Below are 21,675 nucleotides of genomic sequence, written 5' to 3' on the forward strand. Positions count from 1 at the left end.
TTTATTAGGAAGTACAAGATTTTTTTTATAATTAAAAATAACTATTTATTTTGAAAGATGTTTTCCCACCTGATCCAATTGAATGTTTTATTTTTAATAATCATAATCTAACAGAACTTACGCACAAGATATGAAAAAATGAAAGTTTTAAAACTGCCAAGACAAAATAGGCAGAGTTCCAGCTGCCGACGTTCTGAACTGGTGTTTCCAAAAATGAGAGAGACTGCCTAACTGCTATCTAAAGTTTTCAAAATATTACAGAAATAGTGAATATTTCAAACAAAGACATGATAGGGAATAGTAAAGTGTTTTAATAAAAAATATTAAAAATCAATTGTTGTCGGGTAAGATTTGTTAGGTAAAAATGTTTGAATTAAAAAAACTAAAACAACAGCCAAAAATATTACAAAAAATAAAATATCCTACAGGAATATTTTTGGCTGTATTACTGGGCATCATCTTATTTTCCATCGCGCAAGCTTTATCACAGCAACCAGTAGTCCTGAATATGTTGATGACTGCTCCTGATGCCCAACCTTGGAGACAAGGTATAATCAAAGACTTTGAAGCAAAAAATCCGGGCATTCGGATCAATATTATTGAAGGTCCAAATGCGACAAATTTGCTGGAAGACCTGTATACTTCGGCATTTATCTTGGGTGATTCTCCTTATGACTTGATCAATATGGATGTGATTTGGACACCCAAGTTTGCTGCTGCTGGATGGTTGTTAGATTTGAGCGATCGCATATCCAAACAAGAGTTAGCAGCATTTTCACCCAAAGACGTAGAAGGGGGACGTTACGAAGGTAAACTCTACAGAATTCCCATGCGCAGTGATGTTGGAGTTCTCTACTACCGGGAAGACTTACTCAAGCAAGCAGGTTTTCAACCGCCAGCAACCTTTGCAGATTTGCTGAAAATTTCTGAGTCCTTAAAAAAGCAAGGAAAGATTAATTGGGGTTACCTTTGGCAAGGTCGCCAGTACGAGGGACTCGCTGCTATGTTTGTGGAAGTGTTGGAAGGCTTTGGTGGATATTGGGTGAATCCCAATACCTTGGAAGTTGGGTTAGATAAACCAGAAACATTAAAGGCGATCGCAACTTTGAAAGACACGATTCAACAAGGAATTTCTCCACCTGGTGTCACAACATATATTGAAGAAGATACAAGACGTATATTTCAAAGCGGTCAAACAGCATTTTTACGGAGTTGGCCTTATGTTTGGCCCTTAGCTAATGCTCAAGATTCTCCCATCAAAGGTAAAATCGCCATTCAAGCAATGGTTGGTACTCCTGGTAACAGTGGAGGAGCGTGTTTGGGAGGCTGGGGTTTGGGAATTTCCAAATCTTCCAAACATATTAAAGAAGCTTGGACAGCAATTCAATATTTTACCAGTGAAGAAGCACAGCGCCAATTTATTTTAAATGCAGGTTTTGTACCAAGCCGACGCTCATTATTTACAGATCCACAAATTGTCAGCAAATATCCTTACTACCCCCAGTTACTCAAGATAGTTGATCAGGCAGTTTTACGTCCGCCTATCGCCCAATATCCTCAAGCATCAGATATTTTGCAACGTTACCTCAGTGCTGCACTCACAAATCGCATAACTCCTGAAAGGGCGATGCAAGCTGCTGCTAATGAAACCAGGCGACTGTTAGGTAGTGGATAGTGGGTAGTAGGTACTGGTATACAACTAACAACCAACAAATGTACAGACGCGCCATGGCGCGTCTCTAACAACTAACAATTAGCAACTCACATGCAAACAATACGAAGTCGAGAACAACGAACAGCGTGGTTTTTCTTACTACCCGCCTTGCTGTTGCTGTTGTTTGTCTTCGGCTATCCAATAGCCCGTGCTTTTTGGTTGAGTTTCTTTACCCAAAATTTGGGAACGAAGCTGCTACCTGTGTTTTCTGGTTTGGAAAATTACGCACGAATGGCGGGAGATGGTCGTTTTTGGCAAAGTTTTTGGACAACATCAGTATTTACAGCAACAACGGTGATTCTAGAGTTAGTGCTAGGACTCGGTATCGCTCTGATTTTGAATCAGCGTTTTTTTGGACGGGGTGCAGTGCGTACAATCGCCATTTTACCTTGGGCTTTGCCTACTGCGCTCATCGGTCTTGCCTGGGCATGGATTTTTAACGACCAGTTTGGGGTTGTCAATGACATTCTGCTGCGGCTGGGTTTGATTCAAACTGGAATTAACTGGTTGGGACAACCAACACTGGCAATGATAGCCGTGATAGTTGCAGATGTATGGAAAACGACTCCATTTATTAGCATCTTGTTACTCGCTGGGTTGCAGTCGATTTCATCAGATTTGTACGAAGCCCACGCGATTGATGGCGCGACACCTTGGCAAAGCTTCTACCAAATCACTCTACCCCTTTTGATGCCACAAATTCTTATTGCCATGCTGTTTCGGTTTGCACAGGCTTTTGGGGTTTTTGATTTGATGGCTGTCATGACCGGAGGTGGTCCTGGTGGTGCAACAGAAGTGGTATCGCTGTATATCTATTCTACTGTCATGCGCTACTTAGATTTTGGGTATGGAGCTGCATTAGTAGTGGTAACTTTTCTTTTATTGATTGCAGCGGTTGCTATTGCCAGTTTTTTACTCAACAAATCTCGAATCAATACTTCTTACTAACTGCAAATTTTCAAATATAAACCAAATCTAAAATTGCTATGGCTGTCACTCAGGAAAGATTAACCACACATCCTAAACCAGCAACAAAAGGAAAGAATCCTGGGAAAAAGATTTTGCTTTGGATAGCGATCGCCTTAGTCGTCGTTTTCTGTCTTGCACCGGTAATGTGGCAATTACTGACCTCATTTAAGTTGAATCAGGATATTGCCAAAATTCCCACTGTTTATTTTCCCACTCGGATTACCCTCAATCACTACATTGAATTATTTACTCGCCGTCCGTTTTGGCGCTACATTTTAAATAGTGCTTTCGTCTCGATTGTTTCCACAGCTTTATCTTTACTCTTGGGTGCGCCTGCTGCTTATGCTTTAGCACGGTTACGTCCTTGGGGTGGAAGAGCCATCCTTGCAGCTATCCTCATTGTGACTTTGTTTCCTGGAATTTTACTGTTCGTGGGACTATTAGAAATTATCCAAAAGTTGCATTTGGGCAATAACTATTTAGCGCTGATTATTCCCTACACTGCTATCAATTTACCTTTGACAATTTTAGTGTTACGCAGCTTTTTCCAGCAATTACCAAAAGATTTGGAAGATTCAGCAAGGGTAGATGGGTACAACACTTTGCAAATGCTATTGCAAATATTAATACCCATGACAATTCCTGCTTTGGTGACGACTGGAATTCTCACATTTATTTTTGCCTGGAATGAGTTTATCTTTGCTCTGACATTTATCACTCGTGAAGACATGAAAACTATTCCCGTTGCTGCGGCACAATTAAGCGGTGCAACAACCTTTGAAATTCCCTATGGTCCCATTGCTGCAGCAACCGTAGTTGGAACTTTGCCTTTAGTTTTACTCGTTTTGTTCTTCCAGCGCAAGATTATTCAAGGTCTTACTGCTGGTGCTGTTAAGGGATAATCAACAGATATAGCGCAACTCAATTGAATGAAGTAATTATTTATCTGTGTCCATCTGTGTCCATCTGTGGTTCATTATTTCTTTGGTCTACCTTATAAGGGTTGCAAACCGCAATAAAAATTATGGCTACACTTGAACTGCAAAGCTTAAATAAAACCTATACTCCCAAAGTCATTCCGGTTAAAGACGTTAGTTTAACTGTAGATGAAGATGAATTTCTGACTTTACTTGGTCCAAGTGGCTGTGGTAAATCTACGACACTGCGAATGATTGCAGGATTGGAGGAACCGACTCGTGGTCGAATATTTCTTGGAAGCGAGGATATCACGTTTAAGCGACCAGGCGATCGCAATATGGCAATGGTGTTTCAAAGCTATGCACTTTATCCTCACATGAGTGTGTACGAAAACCTAGCCTCTGGACTCAAGCTGAAAAAAACTCCTCGCGCCGAAATTGAACAACGAGTCACAGAAGTTTCAAAACTTCTAGGATTAGAAGAATTATTGCAACGCAAACCCGGTCAATTATCGGGGGGACAAAGACAAAGGGTAGCCGTCGGTCGGGCGTTGGTGCGTCGCGCGCAAGTGTATTTGTTGGATGAACCACTCAGTAACCTAGATGCACTCTTACGCGAACGAGTCCGTGCAGATATCAAGCAAATATTCGCCGCCCAAAAAGCCCCTGTGGTTTACGTAACTCACGACCAAACAGAAGCGATGACACTTTCCACAAAAGTGGCTGTACTCAACGACGGTTTGGTCCAGCAACTCGACCCGCCAGAACGCATTTACAACCAACCAGCTAATTTGTTTGTCGCTGGATTTGTTGGGAGTCCGCAAATGAATTTGCTGACGCTACCTTGCAAGGGACGTTATGCGATGCTTGGTGATGCAAAAATACTTTTGCCAGATTTACCCACAGTACCACCGGAAATTATATTAGGTATCCGTCCAGAACACGTCCGCATTCCACAACCAGATGATACACAGACGATTCAAGGTCAAGTGTATCTGGTGGAAAACTTGGGTATGCACAATTTAGTAAGTGTGCGTGTTGCAAGTTCTGAAACAGAACCGTTGACTGTGCGTGCTTTGTTACCTCCAGACCAAAAATGGAATAATGAGGAAATTACATTAGCTTTGCCACCCCAAAATATTCACTGGTTTGATATTCAATCAGGTGATGCGCTGCGGTTTCATTAAATAAGAGTGCTAAAGTCAATTTTGTGAAAAAAAACCACAGATGGACAACGGACACTTCCCACAACGGGGGGAACCCCCCTCTTCTCTGCGATCAGATGATCAACGAGTGTGAGGGGTATCATTGTAGTGATACAGCTTATCCGTAGTGGAAGAGTCAAAACATGGGCAATAAAAACAGAAGAAAGGTGTTAAATAGGCTAAAAAGCTTACCTAATACGCCTGTTAAAAAACACGAGCCATATTTTGTAGAGTTGGAAGCAAGAATTAACTATCTGAAAAACTTAAGTGAAACAGAACTCTCTAAAAACTTTGGGGATGCAGATTTAATACCAGAAGACATAAGCAGCGAATTGAAAAACTACCAAAAAGAAGCTATTAAGGATGAATTAATTGATACCTATACATTTATAAAAACTTTAGAAAGGAGCGATAGTAAGGAAATTGAGCTTTACAAAAAGTACTTAGCCAGAGCTTACGCCGTCTTTTCTGAAACTTTTGCCTACCTGGAATTAGACCTCAATATAACGCCTGAGTATGTCACCGCAAATTTAGCTATCTCATATGAGTTCCATGAAGCATTTAGGAAAAATTTATTTTTTGAGTTGGGTGCTTTATCTTTGCGCCTAGAGACACAGGACAAGCTATACGAGCCTTCTGACTTAGACATTTCTGATAGTTTGTTTTTTAGCAAGGCAAGATTATTAATTTTTAAATTTATCGGTATCCTGCTTTTGTCACCAGAAAATGAAAGACAATTTTCTGAAGAAATTTTTAACAAGCTAAGAACCGTAGGGGAAAAACTTTATGCTTCGGAGAAAAGAAAAGGAATGGAAGATCCATTAATTTGGTTATTCTTACCGAGCTACGGAAAAAGTATGTTAGATAAGGCTTTTAATGGAGTAGGTAATTGGAAAGCTTAGTTATCATGATACCCCTCGCTGTCGTGTTCGGCTGGTTGCAGAGCGCGAGGGGGTATTATTTTAAGTGCAATCTCTTAGGTAACTGTCGCGTAGTCCAAGCGACTACGCGATCAACCCAGCCACATGACAGTCACATAACGTCTACAGAGGTATACAAGCGTATACAGCCCCTAGAAGGGACGAGAGCCTAGCAAGACCAAACACACAGCCCAAACAAAACAAGCCCCTCTACATTGACCGTGGAGGGGCTTTTTTAATTACAAAATTCTCTGGTAATTGGCTCTGGTAGTACGCAAGGTCGGATTTCTGATGGAGAGAGACAAAAAGTAAAATATAATTTTGTATTTTTTATCAAGTTTGAATTTCGTATTGTTTGTATATTTTTTAAGTTGTAGTTAATATAAATACCATTTTTTGAAGCTTGAAAGCCTTTCAATTACTGCTTATATAGCTAAAATATAATTTTGTATTTTTATAGAGTTTGAATTTTGTATTTTTTACGTATTTTTTAAATTTTAGCCCTTAAAAATAACACTTTTTGTCTTTGCTAGGCTTACATTGAACGTCTTTCAACTATTTTTTGATATAGCTAAAATATATTTTTGTACATTTTTAAATATGTCTAATTTTGTATTTGTTATCAACTCAATTCCTATTAGTTAATACAATCTGGTAATAATAAATTCATCCATAATATTAAAGCTTAACGGCTTGACAACTGAATTTTCGTTCGAGTATTTTAGTTGTTAGATAGCTGAAGACTCAGCATGACAAATCATACTGAGTCTTGTGATTATTTACCCTGCGTTTGGCGACGGTCAAGGTTGAAATTGTTTTATAAAATTTACCAGGCAGCTTAGGTAACTAAGGATGCCCGCTTAATTATGCCAAACTTTCATTCTAATAGCAACTTCCAGGCAAAATCTCCTTCTGAACATGAATCATCAGAGGTTTCGCTGAATCTCCGTTTGCCAATACCACCAACGCTTATTGCTGCGCTCGTGGGTGCTGCAATTTCATTTGGATCTAGCTGGGCATACGTCAATACCCAGAATGTGAATCAGAACCAGAACGTAAACAACTGCGTTCAGAACTCACCTGTAGCTAAGCCAAGGTAGGATAAGCGGTCAAGCGTAAACAAAGCCCCTCTAGACAATTCTGGAGGGGCTTTTACAGAGAATTGGTAGCATTGCTTTTTGCTCAATAAAAAAGCCCAGTCTCATAAAAGAGACTGAGCGTTACCTTTAGGCTAACCAACTGTGCATTTAAGTTAAATCGCCTTAAAGGTAAAGGCAGTTAATAACTGTTGAAAATCAATTAGGCTGCAGCTTGATCCAAGTTAACTTTGACGACTTTGTTCTTCTCTTCTTCAGCCTTAGGCAGTATCAAATTCAAAATACCATCCTTATATTCTGCGGTGACATTGGTATTTTGAATACGAGCCGGTAAAGGAATCACGCGCTGGAATTTACCGTAGTGGAATTCACTGCGGGTAACACCCTTTTCTTCAGTCTTGGTTTCTGACTTACGCTCACCTTTAATAGAAATAGCGTTTTGTGTGACTTGCACATCCAAGTCTTTAGCTTCTATTCCTGGAAGTTCTAGCTTGAGATGGATAGCTTCTGCTGTTTCTTGCAATTCAGCAGCAGGAATTCTAGGGAAATTTCTTTCAACAGATGCTGATGGTACGAGCATCTCATCAAATAAGCTGTTCATTTGACGTTGTAAGGAGTTCATTTCTTGCCAAGGATTCCAACGAACTAATGCCATTGTTTTGTCTCCAACCAATAGGATTTTGTTTAGTTAATTCAGCATTTAGCTTGCTTTGATTCTTATGTTATTGAACAATAAAGTGATTGATAATCCGGTTTTTATCACCTCATAAATAATGATTACCGAACTTTGATGAAAGGAGCTTCACGGGGATTGGGGACTAGGGATTAGCCCCTCGACTTCGCTCGGGGCTAACGTTGAGCGAAGCGTTCGACTGAGCGCTCACGCCGAAGTCCGAAACGTTAGGGATTGGGGACTCGGAGGAATCCCTCGTTCCCAGGTTTTGCCTGGGAATGCTTTTTTTGGAGGCTCCTGCCTCCTCCAAACACGAGAGGCAAGAGCCTAGGAATGACAGCGTTACCAGGAGGCTCGAGCCTGGTAACGAGGGCTTGGGGTAGAGGCTGTTCTTGCCGTGCCCCTACAATCCTGCTATATTGCAATACCGTTCAGATAAGACCAAAACCCTTATCAGTAACATAATGTAGAGACGTGCCATGGCACGTCTCTACACTACGTATTTTTTTACACATCAACCTTAACTGAACCGTATTGTGCTATATTGCACTCAATTGAATACTGGTTTTGCGGTCCTTTTTTAGGACTGCTTAAGAACGCCGCGCATTAATACAACACCATTCTTTGCGCTGCAACACGGTTGCAACTACCCACCCATGCTTTTCTAGGCTGTCGCAGACGGCTTTGGATTGCTCAACTAAAATGCCACTAAAAATACCCCAACTGCTGGGTTTGGCGATTGGGCTTTGCCCACTGCTGAAAGCGATCGCACTCATTTGTGGAACCAACTTTATAATCACATCTGCCAAAATATTGCAGACGATACCATCGACTGGTTGCTCAATCAGTTTCGTCAAAACCTCTACACTCCCCTCAGCCACCACTAACCTTTCTGGACTTATACTGTTGAGTGCGAGGTTTTCTGCGGTTGATTTTACCGCCAAAGGGTCAGTATCTACTGCATAGACTTTCTTTGCTCCTAACAGCAGCGCCCCTATCGAAAGGATACCAGAACCACAACCAATATCCGCAATGATCACATTCCCTTCCGAGTTAGGGGCGTCAGTCAACTGCATTTCCAATGATTCCAAGCACAGCTGTGTTGTGGCATGGTCGCCAGTGCCAAATGCTACACCAGGGTCCATACGAAGAACTAGACGGTCAGAATTTTCTGGTACTGGTAGCCATGCGGGGTTAATCAGGAAGCGATCGCCTATCTCCTGGGGTTGCCAATATTGTTTCCAGCTCGTTGCCCAATCTTGCTCATCAATCAACTCCCGCTGCACAGTCGGTATAGAAAATCCCATAGAAAGAGCATCTTGACGCAGCCACTGTGAGAGTTCATCTAAAGAAGAAAGCTGCATTTGGAATTCGGGCAAATAACTCCGTATCAACAAGTTATTTCCTTTTCTTTCACTAGCGATTCCGCGACAACCAAGATTTCCCAGCCGCCAAAAGATGGAATCTTCTAGCTCTGGTTCACATAAAATTTGTAATTCCCACCAAGTGTTTGCCATAAATCATAATTCACAATTCAGAATTCAGGAGCCAGAAGACACGGGAGTTATTTATTTCTTCTGACTTCTGAACGCCAGTCACCTCTGTCGGGAAACCCTCCTACAGTGCTGGCTCCTCCTGAGTGCTGACTCCTATAGTGTTACCGTATATGCATCACGAATTCCAGGCACTTTGGTAATCTCAGACAAAATCCCATCAGGTAAGGGATCATCAAGGCTGAGAACCATCACCGCATCACCACGAACGATTTTGCGACCGACCTGCATACTGGCAATATTGACATTAAAACTACCAAGTAGGGAACCGAGTTTGCCAATAATCCCTGGCATATCACGGTGCAGGGTAAATAGCATATGTGGGCTAGGGGGAACGTTAATCGGGAAATCGTCTAAGTTGGTGAGGCGGATTTCCCCCCCGCCTAACAAAGCGCCCGTAACAGCATGAGTTCCCAAAGAACCTGTAGCTTCTAAATGCAGGGAACCTGCGTAGTCTTTAACCGCAGCATCCCGCGTTTCAATAACGCGAATTCCGCGCTCTTTTGCTTCAATGCTGGCGTTAACGTAATTCACCCGTTCCCGCAGGGCTTGGTAAAGTAGACCTTTGAGAGATGCTACTACCAAAGGCTGGCTCCTGTTTGTAGCCAGTTCGCCTTGCAGCCGGATATTGAGCAATTCCACTCGTCCACCAGCCAACTGTCCCACCAAGTTACCCAAGGTTTCCGCTAGCTGCATATAGGGTTTGAGTTCTTCTATGACATCAGGACTCAGTCCCGGAATATTCACCGCTGAACGCGCAGGAAGTCCCAGCAACACATCGCGAATTTGTTCAGCAACATCAATTGCCACATTGACTTGTGCTTCTGTTGTCGAAGCGCCCAAATGTGGGGTGAGGATAGCTTCTTTCCCCACTGATCTTAATGAGGACTCGCCCAAGGGTTCTGTCTCATACACATCCAATGCGGCACCGCCAATTTTCCCTTCTTTAAGAGCGACTGCTAAAGCTTCTTCGTCAATGATCCCACCGCGAGCGCAGTTAATAATGCGGGCGGTAGGTTTCATTTTTGCCAATCTCTCGGTGTTAATTAAGTGGGTGGTTTCTGGAGTTTTGGGAATATGCAGCGTGATGTAGTCTGCTTGCTGTATCAATAAATCCAAATCTACTAATTGACAACCAATTTGTTCTGCTCTTTCCGTGGAGATGAAGGGGTCGAAAGCTAACAATTTCATCCCCATTGCTTTGGCAACAGCGGCAACATGGGAGCCAATTTTACCTAAGCCTACAATACCCAGGGTTTTTTTGTATACTTCGGCTCCGACAAAACTTTTGCGATCCCACTCACCGCGTTTCACTGAAGCGTTGGCATCAGGGATGTAGCGAGACATAGACAGCATCATAGCTAGCGCGTGTTCGGCGGCGGCGATGGTGTTACCCTCAGGAGAGTTGACGACCACAATTCCTTTGCGCGTGGCGGCGGGGACATCCACATTATCCACACCGACACCAGCACGACCGATGATTTTTAACTGCGTCCCAGCTTCAATAATTTCTTTGGTAACACGGGTACCAGAACGAATCATCAGCGCGTCATACTCACCAATGATTTCTATGAGTTCGGCTGGTTTTAGATTTGTTTTGACATCTACAGTGGCGACTTGGGAGAGAATATCAATCCCAGCCTGGTCAATTGGATCGGAGACAAGAACCTTAGACATGATTGCTGATGTTAAAGCTAGAGGTATTCCGGAAGACGGACTTTTCAGTTTAGACTCAAACGCTTGCAATTTAGCAGAAATGATGACTTTTTATATGCAGTAAGTGACGCCCACGTCTGTTGATTATGATACTAGAGGGTCAATTGTTAGAACTGTGCAGCGATTCCTCCCATATCTAACGCCACTTACTCGGTAAATATAAACTATTCACAGTGCCAAAACCCATATCCAAAACCTATATATTTGTGAAATTTTCTTAGGTTTAGCTTAATCGGGCAGAAGCCTCACGTCTCACCCGAAGGGGAGCGTGAGATGAATGCCCGGACAAAAAGGAGGTACACCCTCGACCTATGCTGACTGTCAGTCAGCGCGGGAGAGGGTGTCCGAGTTTTTGTCTATCTCTGGAATTGGTAACGAGTCAATGAAGTCTTCAAGTATTTGAGTCATAGTCTTATCTTTCCAAGCTGAGTATAGCCGCAACTTATTTAACCTGCGTTCTGATATCCTCAAATTTAATGCTTTATTCTTCATGGATGCCTACACAACGCCTTTGCATTTATGTTATCATAGTTGCAACAAGGAGGTGATAAATAAATGAGGACTGCATATCAATACAAACTACGACCAACAAAGCAACAAGCTGTTGAAATAGACAGATGGTTGTCTATGCTTTGCGCTCAATATAATTATTTGTTGGCGGATAGATTTAATTGGTATGAGCAGAATCGTTGTCCAATCAACGTCTGTCCTCTCGTTTGTCATCTTCCAGAATTGAGGGATAACCCAGATTACTATTCACAAAAGAAAACGTTACCATTACTTAAAAAAAGTCATCCTCACTACAGTGATATCCATTCACAGGTTTTGCAGGATGTGGTTAAGCGAGTTAAGGTAACATTTGACCGTTTTTTAAGTGGTGACAGTAATGGAAAACGGAGTGGGAGACCAAGGTTTAAACCTCGCGACCGCTACCGGACTTTTACCTATCCACAGATGAAGGATGATTGCATTCAAGGTAATTTGATTAACTTACCAAAGCTTGGTTCAATCAAGCTTGTATTGCATCGTCCTATACCAACTGGATTTAAGGTAAAGACTGCTTCTGTCACCAAAAAGGCTGATGGATACTATGTAACTCTAAGCCTAGAAGATTCAACAGTTCCAACTGTTAAACCTGATATTAATCCTAATTCGATAACAGGAATTGATATGGGTTTAAAGGAGTTCTTGACAACTTCTGAAGGTGAACCTATTGCTATTCCTCAACATTACCGCAAGTCTCAAAAACGGTTACGTGTCATTCAAAAACGGGTATCACGTCGTAAAAAAGGTAGTAATCGTAGACGTAAAGCAGTAAAACAGTTGGGTAAGCAACACAAGAAAGTTGCTGATAAGCGTAAGGATTTTCACTTCAAAACGGCAAAACAATTGTTGTCAAAATATGATGTTGTTGTTCATGAAGACCTAAACGTTAAAGGACTTTCAAGAACGCGGCTAGCTAAGTCTGTACATGACGCGGGATGGTCAAGTTTTTTGTCAATACTTGCAAACAAAGCCGAGAACGCTGGTTTGCTTGTGATAGCTGTGAATCCCAGGAACACGTCACAAGACTGCTCTAGTTGCGGCATGAAAGTTCCCAAGAAACTACATGAACGTTGGCATTCTTGCCAGTGTGGTTGTTCGCTAGATCGTGACCACAATGCAGCGATAAATATAAAAAATAGAGCGGTAGGGCATTCCGTTCTTAAAGCCAAGAGCCTCCGCGCGCAATAGCCGGATTGTCTTGGAAGCCTACACGAGCGTCCGAAGGACGAGTGTAGGAGTATGTCACCTGCTTTGTTTCTTGCACTCGTTGCTTGCTAGACTACTGGTCAATAAACTGTTGCACCAAATACAGGCGATTATCTTGCTTAAAATATGCTAATAGCGTGGGAATTTCTGGATGATCCCCTAATTGTTGCAGTCGCCTTGCTTCTTGCTCAAATAGTTCCTTTGCCTTATAACGTGCGCCAGTTCCTTGTACTTGTGGTGCAAATTGCTTGATAACGCATTTTTCCTTAGTGGTTAACAACGCTCCAAATGTACAGACGCTTTCATGAGAGCGCGTCTCTACAACTAACAACCAACAACTACCTACTACCCAGTTCTGGAAATTTTCGCTCCCTCACCTCAGTACTGTAATCCTGCACAGCTTTGGTAATTGTCTCCCGCAAATTAGTATAAATTTTTGCAAATGGTGGTTGCTTTTCTGAAAGTGCGAGTATATCTGATGTCACTAGTACTTGACCGTCACAGTGGGGTCCTGCACCTATGCCAATCGTGGGAATACTGACTTTTTGCGTAATATGTAATGCTAACTCAGCGGGGATATGCTCTAGCACTATACAAAATGCACCTGCTTGTTCTAGGGCGATCGCCTCTTGTAATATCCTTTCCCCTGCTTCTTCTGTCTTCCCCTGTTGACGCAAACCAAGGTGATGTATGGATTGCGGTGTCAAACCCACATGACCCATCACCGGAATTCCTGCTTGCACCAAACGGGCAACAGTTTCTGCCATTGCTCTTGAGCCACCCTCTAACTTTACTGCTTGAGCGCCCGTTTCTTTAAGTACACGCCCAGCAGAGTGGATCGCTTGCTGAGGACTTTCTTGATACGTCAAAAATGGTAAATCTACGACCATTAATGCTCGCTTCACGCCGCGACGCACAGCTTTGGCATGATGAAGCATTTCTTCTAAAGTAATTGGCAGTGTTGTTTCATACCCCAACACCACTGCCATTGTATCTCCCACAAGGATTAAATCTACTCCAGCTGTATCTAATATCTGAGCGATCGCATAATCCCAGGCAGTCAACGCCACAATTGGACGTCCCTTTTGTTTCCATTCGATTAATTGTCGGGTTGTGACAGCCATTGTTTAAGTCAAGAGTTACGAGGGAATGGGGAAAGTGGGGGCGGTGGGGGGAGATACAGGAAAAAAAACTTCCTCATCTTCCCAATTTGTTTATTTGACGGTGCCAGTCAAAGCTAGATCAGGTTTTGTGCCTTAAATTTTGGGCGTGAACCAAGCTAGACCTTCACTGGTACCAATCCATAACTTATTACCGAGCCTCAGAAGTAATGCTGAAAACACGGCTACAAGGAAGACTGGGAACTTGCTCTGAGCATTGCTTGAGTATATGGATTTAATCGTAGCAAACCCAGTGCAGACCCAGAGAGTACCATCTTTAGCAATTCGTTATCGTTAGCCAATCTTCCCGACTCATTCCGTAAATGACCACCTCATCTCCAAACATTTCCGTTGTCCCTTCCAGTTTTTCCCCTAACTTCTCGGCAACTCGCCTTGAAGCATAATTCTCCGGACGAATCAAACTGATCACATGGGATCGCTGTAACTTGCCAAAAGCATAGTTCATTGCTGCCCTTGCTGCCTCCGTTGCAAAGCCACGTCCCCAATAAGTTCGCCGCAACGTCCAACCAATTTCAAAACCGATCCAGCCCTCAGGTTTCCAGCAGCCAATCCGACCAATCATTTCACCGCTAGAACGTTCTTCAACCGCCCACATACCATATCCTCGTAGTTGCCAATGACCAAGCATCATTGCCATATTTCGCCAAGACTCAGGGCGGGATAGAGGTTTGCCTTCGCCGATGTAGCGCATGACATCAGGATCGCCGCACATCTCGGCGTAAGCATCAAGGTCTTCTTCACGGAATCCGCGTAGCAGCAGGCGTTGGGTTTCAAGTTCAGGAATAAGCATTTTAGGAATGTTTCTCAAGGTGTAGGGGTGTAGACGAGTCAGGGAATTATTTTCCCGTACACCTACAGGAGAATGAGTCTGCCGCACCGTAACATCCTTACACCCGTAATTGAAAGCGACTTACTATTATGACATCCTTTTTGTAAAGCTTTCTTAATATAATGTTAAGATAATTCATTAATAACAAATTTAAATACAAAAGTTAAAAATATTCAAAGAATAACTTATGAGATTCTTGATATATTGTGAAACAGGCTACAAACTAACGTGATGTGCGACTTGTGTCTTTCAGTGATCAATCTGTGAATTTCCGTCAGTAGTTGCAGAAAAACAGCAAGTTTTTGCAATAAGCAACCCCTAACAAGCGATTTTTCCTTATCTGTCCCCCACTCACAGGGGAGGAGTTTGACGTGAGGGAAAGTTGCACAACACGTGATTTGTTAAATAAAAAGAGAAACTTCTTGGAAGGGAACTATGTCTTACGCTCAAACGAAGACTCAGACAAAAACAGGGTATCAAGCAGGGGTAAAAGATTATAGATTAACTTATTACACCCCAGATTACACACCGAAAGATACAGACATTTTAGCGGCATTCCGCGTTACACCCCAGCCAGGAGTTCCACCAGAAGAAGCAGGTGCTGCTGTAGCTGCTGAGTCTTCCACCGGTACTTGGACAACCGTATGGACGGACTTGCTCACCGACCTTGATCGCTACAAAGGTCGTTGCTATGACATCGAGCCAGTTCCCGGCGACGACAACCAATTCATTGCTTACGTTGCCTATCCTCTGGATCTGTTTGAAGAAGGCTCTGTCACCAATATGTTTACCTCAATTGTAGGTAACGTATTTGGTTTCAAGGCTCTCAAAGCACTGCGTTTGGAAGACTTGCGGATTCCTGTTGCTTACCTGAAGACATTCCAAGGACCTCCACACGGTATCCAAGTAGAGCGTGACAAACTGAACAAGTACGGTCGTCCTCTGTTGGGTTGTACGATTAAGCCCAAGTTGGGTCTGTCTGCTAAGAACTACGGACGCGCTGTATACGAGTGCTTGCGCGGTGGTCTAGACTTCACAAAAGACGACGAAAACATCAACTCTGCACCATTCCAACGCTGGCGCGATCGCTTCTTGTTTGTTGCAGACGCTATCCACAAATCACAAGCGGAAACTGGTGAAATCAAAGGTCACTACTTGAACGTGACCGCTCCTACGTGCGAAGAAATGCTGAAGCGGGCAGAGTACGCTAAAGAACTCAAAATGCCCATCATCATGCACGACTACCTAACAGCAGGCTTCACCGCCAACACAACATTGGCTCGCTGGTGTCGTGACAACGGCATTCTGCTGCACATTCACCGCGCGATGCACGCCGTTATCGACCGTCAGAAGAACCACGGTATCCACTTCCGCGTTTTGGCTAAAGCACTGCGGATGTCTGGTGGTGACCACATCCACACCGGAACCGTTGTTGGTAAGCTCGAAGGTGAGCGCGGTATCACAATGGGCTTCGTTGACCTGCTGCGCGAAAACTATGTTGAGCAAGACAGATCTCGCGGTATCTACTTCACCCAAGACTGGGCTTCTATGCCTGGTGTGATGGCTGTAGCTTCCGGTGGTATCCACATTTGGCACATGCCAGCGCTGGTAGAAATCTTCGGTGACGACTCCGTGCTGCAATTCGGTGGTGGTACCCTCGGTCACCCTTGGGGTAACGCTCCTGGCGCGACCGCTAACCGCGTCGCCCTGGAAGCTTGTATCCAAGCTCGTAACGAAGGTCGCAACCTGGCTCGCGAAGGTAACGATGTTATCCGCGAAGCTGCTAAGTGGTCTCCTGAACTGGCTGCTGCTTGCGAACTGTGGAAGGAAATTAAGTTCGAGTTTGAAGCAGTTGATACCGTCTGAGCAAGATAGAAGATAGAAGAATGAAGATAGAAGCTATTCTTCATTCTTCGTTCTTCACTCTTCATTCTTCAAGGGGCTGGGGTCAAGCATGGATATCAAGCAAATTGCGAAGGACACAGCCAAGACGCTGCAAAGTTACCTGACTTATCAGGCACTGAGAACGGTGTTGGCTCAAATCAACGAAACAAATCCTCCCTTGGCACTTTGGCTACAACGCTTTTCCGCCGACAAAGTTCAGGACGGAGAAGCATACATTAGGCAACTGTTCCAAGAGAAACCCGAATTGGCTTTGCGGATCATGATTGTTAGAGAACACATCGCGGAACAAGTCATTGAATACTTACCCGAAATGGTTCGCACTGGCATTCAGCAAGGCAATATGGAACACCGTCGCCAGCATCTTGAGCGAATCACGCAAATAGATACATTAACTCCCAGTCCTAAACCAGAACAGCAAGCAACTTCAGATCCAAACAATGAACAGTGAACAGTTAAGAGTTAACAGTTAACAAACGAGAACTGATAACTGATAACTGATAACTAATAACTGATATCAACCACAACCCATTATCATCACTTATGCAAACCCTACCAAAAGAGCGTCGCTACGAAACCCTCTCCTACCTGCCTCCCCTCTCTGATGCTCAGATTGCCAAGCAAATCCAGTACATTCTGAACCAAGGTTACATTCCGGCAATTGAGTTCAACGAGAATTCGGAGCCGACAGTATATTACTGGACTCTTTGGAAACTGCCTTTGTTTAATGCAAGATCTACTCAAGAAGTAGTAAACGAAGTTCAAGCTTGCCGTTCTCAGTACGGCAACAACTTTATCCGCGTGGTGGGTTTTGACAACATCAAGCAGTGCCAAGTTCTCAGCTTTATCGTTCACAAGCCTAATAGCAGCAGATACTAAAGCTGATCAGTTGAAATTGATTGTGAGAAAGGTGTAAGCCATTTTTCTATCACCCATTAGGAGAGGTAAATTTATCTACCTCTCTTTTTTATTAAGGAATTTCCAACAAAGAAATTATCCAACTTGTGGGGGAGCCAGCGCCCTTTGGAGGGTTTCCCGACAGAGGTGACTGGCGTTGGGCATCCTTGCCCGCCCAGTTTATAGGACGCTCCCCAATCGCATCCCACAAGAAAAGTTAAATATTTTTTAATTTGGAAGTGCCTAAGAAAATAATCATAAAATGTAAGGTGCGTTAACGCACTATATTTTAAATAATTTGTTGTGAAATTTCAACATCTACCAGAAGTAAGAATTTGTTTTGTTGGCGACTCCTTTGTCAACGGTACTGGCGATCCTGAATGCCTTGGGTGGACAGGAAGAATATGTGTTCATGCGAATAAAAAAGGCTATGACATTACCTACTATAATTTAGGAATTAGGCGGAATACGAGTACTGATATAGCAAATCGTTGGTTACAAGAAGTATCACTTCGGCTACCTAAAGAATACGACGGCAGAATTGTGTTTTCTTTTGGACTGAATGACACAACGCTGGAAAACAGTAAAACTCGTGTTGAATTTACAAAATCAATCGAAAATACCTACACAATTTTAAGTGAAGCTAAACAGTTATATCCTGTTTTGATGGTTGGTCCAGCGCCGTATGCGGATACGGAAGATAATCAAAGAAAGCAAAGAACGACCGATTTATCTAAACAGTTGGCTCATGTGTGTTATGAATTGAATGTGCCTTATTTAGATGTTTTTCCGATATTGTCCAAGTCAAAGATTTGGATAGATGAGGCAAAAGCTAATGATGGTGCTCATCCCAGAGCAGGAGGCTATGCAGAATTTGCCCAAATCGTGGAAAATTGGGAAGCTTGGTTAAATTGGTTTAAATAATAAACGCCCCAGAAAAAAGTGCATAGACAAAGTAGCGGCTTCTCCTGCTAATGAATGATGGAAAAACTTATCAAGAAATCAACGATTTTCTCGGCTGTTCTTATCGAAGTGTTGCCTATTGTGTCTTTACAGTAAGCAAACTATGCAGGAGTGCAGGGGTGCAAGAGGAGCAGGGGAGAAAAGGAAAAATTACGTTCCAGACATTCTGCGTGTGTTCCTGTAATAAGATGCACCCGTTTTCATGTCCTCAATAAGTTTTTGCAACACAAGCCACAATATCCAGGCGGATAGCTTAGTGGATAATTGTATCTCGCCCATAGGACACTATCTGCCTCAGGTGCATCGTAGCCATCAGATAGTGTTTGCCATCGCTGTTTCAGGGGGAAACTGTACTAAGAATTACAAATAAAGTCTTAGGTCACTAAGGCATAAGTCTGGAAGTAGATTCAGGCGATGCCCAGCCGTAGCAGTGCGCTGTCTTCGCGATGGTGCGTAGCACCCGCCTATGGCGCGATCGCACAACACCCTGTAGGCTCTGTAATTCCGCCAGGTTCCGATTGAGAGGATTGTTAATGACCAATTATATAGAAATCTCTGCGGGTTACCCTAGCAGATCGGGCAAATCAGTAGCGAAACAAGGACGTTGGCAGCGTTACTTACTTCTAGGTCTAGCTACCAATCTAACCTTTTGGGTTTCAGCTTTATTTTATTTAAAGATTACACCACCAACCTATACCAGTTCTTCAGCTATTAATCTGCCAGGAGCAAGTTCAAACGCCAATGTTAATTTACCAGGCATTGGTCAAGCTTCCTATGAAAATCCGTCTCCGTACGCTATGAGTTCTTCTCAAGACCCAAGAGAAAATTATAAATTTATTGCTGAAAGCGAACCTGTACTCAAGGCAGCAGCAGATCAGCTCAATATGCCCTTAGAAGAGTTTGGTAGACCGAAAATAAAGGTATTAGTTAATACAAGCGTCATCAAGGTTGAGTTTAAAGGTGCGAGCCCCGACGAAGCTCGGAATAAATCCTTAGCTTTTTACAAAGCCCTTGAAGCAAGACTTAATGAGCTGAGAAATCAAGAAGCTACTAAAAGAGACGTAGGTTTCCAAACAGGCCTCAATTCCTCGCAGAAAAAATTGCAAAGCGCTCAGAAGCGACTTTCCGATTACAAAGCGCGTTCGGGTTTGAACTCTGACGAGCAAATCAAGGATCTTACAACCAACATTGAACAGTTACGTAGACAACGAGCGGAAATACTAGCTCAACAGCAACAGGCTAGTACTCGTCTGGCACAATTATCGGCTAATTTAAAACTATCTGCTGGGCAAGCTACAGATGCTTTTATCCTTCAAACAGACCAGATATTTCAGCAGAACTTAAAAAACTATAGTGAAGCTAGCGCTGCTTTGGTTGTTCTAGAATCCAAATTTCTGCCTATCCATCCTACAGTGGTTGCAGAGAAAGCCAAACGAGATGCTGCTCAAGAAGCGTTGCAAGCCCGGAGTCAGTCTCTACTAGGGCGACCAGTCAGTCTGGCAACTCTAAAGCAATTAAACCTTAGTAATAGCACTAACTCTAGCGCTGCTAGGGAAACTCTTTTCCAACAACTGGTTACAGTTCAGGCAGACCAAAAGGGACTCACCGCTCAAGCTCAAGCAATAGAACAACAGATTGCCCAGCTTGAAACTAGACTTAAAAAGCTGGCACAGCAAGAGTCTAACTTAGATGCCCTGAAACGGGATATGCAACTTGCTGAAGCAGTCTTTTCCTCTACTTTGACTAGATTGGATATTGGCAAATCTAATGCCTTTGGTTCTTATCCACTCATTCAAATTCTCGCAGAACCCAGCTTACCCGATAGTCCTACTGAGCCAAAAAAATCATATGTTTATCTAGGTGCGGCCCTAGGCTCGGTTTTTTCCACCACTGGAGTGGTGTTACTCTGGCTGCGCGATTGCGCAAAGCGCAGCGCCCTAACGGGCGATGCTCTCAAGGAGCCGCTTCGCGATCGCAAACGTCAAACTTCGATACGTGAATGAGTTGAATGTAAATATTCAGAGCAAGCCAGTTCTAACTAAGTGCAAGGTTATTAGTCAGTTGTTGACTCATTTTCTTCTATAAGAATTGCAATGAAGCCCATTAACTTTCCTGAACGCATAATTTGGTATTCGATAATTGGTACTTATGTTTTTTATCTAATTGGTGGTCTCTATATTGTCGGGTCAGTTATAGGCTGGATACTATTAATTTATTTATGTAAAAAGCTCTGGAACCAAACAGAAGCAACACCTCCAGACGAAAGGATTACGATTCCTTTAACAACTTGGATATGGATTGGGGGAATGCTAGTTATGGAATTAGCTTTGATTGCAGGGCATTTTAACTTTGATTTAGGTACAAGCTTATTGATTAAATCTTCTATTGGCTGGGCTAAAGGCTGGGCTTTATTAGCTGTATTTCCTTTAGTTGGCGTGTTAAAAATTCGACCTCAGTTACTCTGGCGATCTGCTTGTATAGTTTGTTTTCAAACATTGCTCTTTGCACCTGTGTTTTTTTTGGCATACCTACTCCACTTACCTGAAACTGCTTATGTTTCTCCTTTAAAAATTGTCGGTGGACCAGGCGACGAGTTTTTTGCCTTAAGGCTTTACGAAATCGATCCCAGCAATGGGTTACCCCGGTGGCGACTTTTTACTCCCTGGGCACCAGCTTTAGGCTTTATGGCTAATATTTACTTTTTTATGGCATTGCAAGAAACTAATAAAAAATGGCGATGGATAGCTATAGTCGGCAGCCTCTTCATGTGTATTATTTCCGCATCCCGCTTGGCTTTGTTATCAATAATAGTAGTTTTTTTGCTGACCTCATTGTTAACTAATTTAGCTCGTCCAATCGTTTTAATTGCTTTAGGCTTCGTCAGTTTCATCGGTAGTCTAATCACAACAACTCTATTGAGAAGTTATGAAGATTTTCAGCAGAAATTCACAGACGCTAGACCAGACTCTTCTCGAGTTCGTAAAACTTTAGCCAAAATTGCCCTCGACCGTTCCTCGAATGAAGCACCTATATGGGGACATGGCGTTGTAGAACAAGGACCGCATTTAGTGGAATATATGCCGATTGGCTCTCACCATACTTGGTATGGTCTTTTATTTGTCAAGGGTTTTGTAGGACTTTTTGCCTTAGCTCTTCCTATGTTATGTACTTTTTTAGATTTACTGGTTAAAGCTCAACAAAGTGAAACGGCAAAAGTTGGTTTGAGCATGATATTAATACTATTTCTCTATACATTTGGTGAAAATTTAGAAATTTTATCGTATCTCTTTTGGCCTGCTTTAGTCATAATCGGCATTGCACTTAAAGGAGAAGTGCAGGGTCCTATTTCTCTTGGAAAGCACTCAGAAGCAACGCCTCATTAGAAGT

The 21,675-nt window shown here is 42.9% G+C and carries 18 protein-coding genes and 2 pseudogenes; 13 read left to right on the plus strand and 7 right to left on the minus strand.

Features of this window, described 5'->3' with window-relative positions; all coding sequences use genetic code 11:
- Positions 1 to 364: 364 nt before the first annotated feature.
- The 6 genes from AACT52_RS13630 to AACT52_RS13655 all read left to right on the plus strand — a co-directional run bounded on the left by AACT52_RS13630 (position 365) and on the right by AACT52_RS13655 (position 6,825).
- Positions 365 to 1,675 (plus strand): ABC transporter substrate-binding protein, encoded by a 1,311-nt coding sequence (locus AACT52_RS13630; RefSeq protein ID WP_073631316.1) that lies wholly within the window; start codon positions 365 to 367, stop codon positions 1,673 to 1,675.
- Positions 1,676 to 1,765: 90 nt separating this feature from the next.
- Complete coding sequence (locus AACT52_RS13635; protein WP_073631318.1) at positions 1,766 to 2,662, plus strand: carbohydrate ABC transporter permease; 897 nt, start codon at positions 1,766 to 1,768, stop codon at positions 2,660 to 2,662.
- 38 nt (positions 2,663 to 2,700) lie between these two features.
- Positions 2,701 to 3,585 carry a carbohydrate ABC transporter permease gene (locus AACT52_RS13640; RefSeq protein WP_073631319.1) on the plus strand — a complete coding sequence of 295 codons (885 nt, stop codon included), beginning with the start codon at positions 2,701 to 2,703 and terminating at the stop codon, positions 3,583 to 3,585.
- A gap of 122 nt (positions 3,586 to 3,707) precedes the next feature.
- The gene (locus tag AACT52_RS13645) at positions 3,708 to 4,787 is read left to right on the plus strand and encodes an ABC transporter ATP-binding protein (protein ID WP_073631321.1); all 1,080 of its coding nucleotides are present in this window, start codon (positions 3,708 to 3,710) and stop codon (positions 4,785 to 4,787) included.
- 161 nt (positions 4,788 to 4,948) lie between these two features.
- Positions 4,949 to 5,707 (plus strand): hypothetical protein, encoded by a 759-nt coding sequence (locus AACT52_RS13650; RefSeq protein ID WP_073631323.1) that lies wholly within the window; start codon positions 4,949 to 4,951, stop codon positions 5,705 to 5,707.
- Positions 5,708 to 6,591: 884 nt separating this feature from the next.
- Entirely contained in the window at positions 6,592 to 6,825 is a 234-nt protein-coding gene (locus AACT52_RS13655) for a hypothetical protein (protein WP_073631325.1), read from the plus strand.
- A 199-nt stretch (positions 6,826 to 7,024) separates the two neighbouring features.
- Here the strand turns inward: AACT52_RS13655 and AACT52_RS13660 are convergent, their stop codons facing one another.
- The 4 genes from AACT52_RS13660 to AACT52_RS13675 form a co-directional block, all read right to left on the minus strand.
- On the minus strand, positions 7,025 to 7,477 hold the full coding sequence (locus AACT52_RS13660; RefSeq protein WP_073631327.1) for an Hsp20/alpha crystallin family protein: 453 nt from the start codon (positions 7,475 to 7,477) through the stop codon (positions 7,025 to 7,027).
- A gap of 608 nt (positions 7,478 to 8,085) precedes the next feature.
- A complete protein-coding gene (gene prmA, locus AACT52_RS13665) occupies positions 8,086 to 9,012 on the minus strand; it encodes a 50S ribosomal protein L11 methyltransferase (protein WP_073631329.1) in 927 nt (308 codons plus the stop codon).
- 132 nt (positions 9,013 to 9,144) lie between these two features.
- Entirely contained in the window at positions 9,145 to 10,725 is a 1,581-nt protein-coding gene (gene serA, locus AACT52_RS13670; protein WP_073631331.1) for a phosphoglycerate dehydrogenase, read from the minus strand.
- A 360-nt stretch (positions 10,726 to 11,085) separates the two neighbouring features.
- Positions 11,086 to 11,256, minus strand: a complete 171-nt coding sequence (locus tag AACT52_RS13675) for a hypothetical protein (RefSeq protein WP_198940912.1) — start codon at positions 11,254 to 11,256, stop codon at positions 11,086 to 11,088.
- A gap of 63 nt (positions 11,257 to 11,319) precedes the next feature.
- Between AACT52_RS13675 and AACT52_RS13680 the strand changes: the two are divergent.
- Positions 11,320 to 12,523, plus strand: a pseudogene (locus AACT52_RS13680) (RNA-guided endonuclease InsQ/TnpB family protein); the annotation flags it as partial.
- A 72-nt stretch (positions 12,524 to 12,595) separates the two neighbouring features.
- Here the strand turns inward: AACT52_RS13680 and AACT52_RS13685 are convergent.
- The 3 genes and pseudogenes from AACT52_RS13685 to AACT52_RS13695 all read right to left on the minus strand — a co-directional run.
- Positions 12,596 to 12,796: pseudogene (locus AACT52_RS13685) on the minus strand (serine/threonine-protein kinase); the annotation flags it as partial.
- Positions 12,797 to 12,854: 58 nt separating this feature from the next.
- Positions 12,855 to 13,640, minus strand: a complete 786-nt coding sequence (gene panB / locus AACT52_RS13690; RefSeq protein ID WP_073631335.1) for a 3-methyl-2-oxobutanoate hydroxymethyltransferase — start codon at positions 13,638 to 13,640, stop codon at positions 12,855 to 12,857.
- Between the two features lie 313 nt (positions 13,641 to 13,953).
- A complete protein-coding gene (locus AACT52_RS13695) occupies positions 13,954 to 14,487 on the minus strand; it encodes a GNAT family N-acetyltransferase (RefSeq protein ID WP_073631337.1) in 534 nt (177 codons plus the stop codon).
- 474 nt (positions 14,488 to 14,961) lie between these two features.
- On the opposite strand from AACT52_RS13695, the gene AACT52_RS13700 reads away from it, so the two are divergent.
- From AACT52_RS13700 to AACT52_RS13725, 6 genes are all read left to right on the plus strand, one after another.
- A complete protein-coding gene (locus AACT52_RS13700) occupies positions 14,962 to 16,392 on the plus strand; it encodes a form I ribulose bisphosphate carboxylase large subunit (protein WP_073631340.1) in 1,431 nt (476 codons plus the stop codon).
- A gap of 88 nt (positions 16,393 to 16,480) precedes the next feature.
- Positions 16,481 to 16,879: a RuBisCO chaperone RbcX gene (rcbX, locus tag AACT52_RS13705; RefSeq protein ID WP_073631342.1), complete on the plus strand. Its 399-nt coding sequence runs from the start codon at positions 16,481 to 16,483 to the stop codon at positions 16,877 to 16,879.
- Positions 16,880 to 16,971: 92 nt separating this feature from the next.
- On the plus strand, positions 16,972 to 17,307 hold the full coding sequence (locus AACT52_RS13710; protein ID WP_073631344.1) for a ribulose bisphosphate carboxylase small subunit: 336 nt from the start codon (positions 16,972 to 16,974) through the stop codon (positions 17,305 to 17,307).
- Between the two features lie 321 nt (positions 17,308 to 17,628).
- Positions 17,629 to 18,249 carry a GDSL-type esterase/lipase family protein gene (locus tag AACT52_RS13715; protein WP_073631346.1) on the plus strand — a complete coding sequence of 207 codons (621 nt, stop codon included), beginning with the start codon at positions 17,629 to 17,631 and terminating at the stop codon, positions 18,247 to 18,249.
- A gap of 572 nt (positions 18,250 to 18,821) precedes the next feature.
- On the plus strand, positions 18,822 to 20,291 hold the full coding sequence (locus tag AACT52_RS13720) for a GumC family protein (RefSeq protein ID WP_073631348.1): 1,470 nt from the start codon (positions 18,822 to 18,824) through the stop codon (positions 20,289 to 20,291).
- Between the two features lie 90 nt (positions 20,292 to 20,381).
- Positions 20,382 to 21,671, plus strand: coding sequence for an O-antigen ligase family protein (locus AACT52_RS13725; protein ID WP_073631350.1), 1,290 nt, complete (start codon positions 20,382 to 20,384; stop codon positions 21,669 to 21,671).
- Positions 21,672 to 21,675 lie beyond the last annotated feature (4 nt).

It is taken from the genome of Scytonema sp. HK-05, from assembly GCF_963872035.1.
Lineage (GTDB): Bacteria > Cyanobacteriota > Cyanobacteriia > Cyanobacteriales > Nostocaceae > Kalymmatonema.